Annotated in this window: 1 protein-coding gene; it reads left to right on the top strand. The window is 65.7% G+C overall.

Features of this window, described 5'->3' with window-relative positions; all coding sequences use genetic code 11:
• The coding region (locus tag FOZ70_RS37850; RefSeq protein WP_258025860.1) for a DUF6531 domain-containing protein at positions 1-1,208 on the top strand (1,208 nt) is incomplete at both ends.

The following is a 1,208-nucleotide window of genomic DNA, read 5'->3' as shown; positions in this document are numbered from 1 at the left end:
AAGCTGTGCAAAAACGGCGCACCGTCGGGCAGCGGCGGCAGCATCAGTTTTGCCACGGGCGCCGAAACCCGCTCGCACACCGACTTCGCGCTGCCGGGCCCGTTCCCCCTTGCCTGGACGCGCACCTACCGCTCCAGTTTGGACGCCTACGACCACGACGAACTCGGCGCGCGCTGGATCACCCCCTGCACCACACGCATCGACGTGCAAGGCGACGGCCTGCGCTATCACGGCGCCGACGGCCGCAGCCATGACTACCCGTTACCCAAGGTCGGGCAGTTCCATGAGGATCGCATCGAAGACCTCCTCGTCGTGCGCGCAAGCGACCACCAGCTCGTCCTGTGCCGCGGCTACGAGCGCCGCGAAACCTACCAGCGCCACGGTGAGCGCTTCCTGCTCGTGCAGGTCGAGCTGCGCGGCGGCGCCGGCCTGCTGCTGGGTTACGACCACCGCGTGGACGAGCGCGTCGTGTTGTCGGACCTGGTCACCTATCAGGACGACCCGAGCCGGCCGCACACCCACCTGGGCACCGACGTGGACGCCCATGGACGCATCATCGGCCTGTGGTTGATGGGCGAGGACGAGCCCCTGCGACGCCTGTGCCTGTACCGCTACGATGAAGCCGGCGACCTCACGCTGGCCCAGGATGAAAACGCCGAGGTCTGGACCTATCAGTACCAGCACCACCTGATCACCCGCTACACCGACCGTACCGGCCGCGGGATGAATCTGGAATGGCAGGGCGAAGGCCCCGACGCTCGAGCCGTGCACGAGTGGGCCGACGACGGCAGCTTCGAGGTGCGGCTGGAGTGGGACTCGAACATCCGCCTCACCTACGTCACTGATGCCCACGGGCAGGAAACACGGCATTACTACGATAGGCTCGGGTACACCTACCGCATCATCCATCCGGACAAACGCTCCGAGTGGTTCCTCCGCGACGATGCCAAGAACATCGTCCACCACATCCGTCCCGATGGCAGCGACGACCGTTACGCCTACGACGAGAACGGCAACCTGCTCGAACACATCCGGGCCGACGGCACCACCGTGCACTACGCGTGGGATACGAAAGACCAGCTCATCAAGATCAGCGATGCCGAGGGCGGCCTCTGGCTGCGCGACTACGACACGCGCGGCCGACTGACTGAGAGTATCGATCCGCTCGGCAACAAGACCGAATACGCGTACAACCCGATGGGCCTGCC

This window comes from Burkholderia sp. COPS (genome assembly GCF_019425585.1).
Lineage (GTDB): Bacteria > Pseudomonadota > Gammaproteobacteria > Burkholderiales > Burkholderiaceae > Burkholderia > Burkholderia cepacia.
The sequence above is the reverse complement of the archived record's forward strand: the minus strand, read 5'-3'. Positions and strand labels throughout refer to the sequence as shown.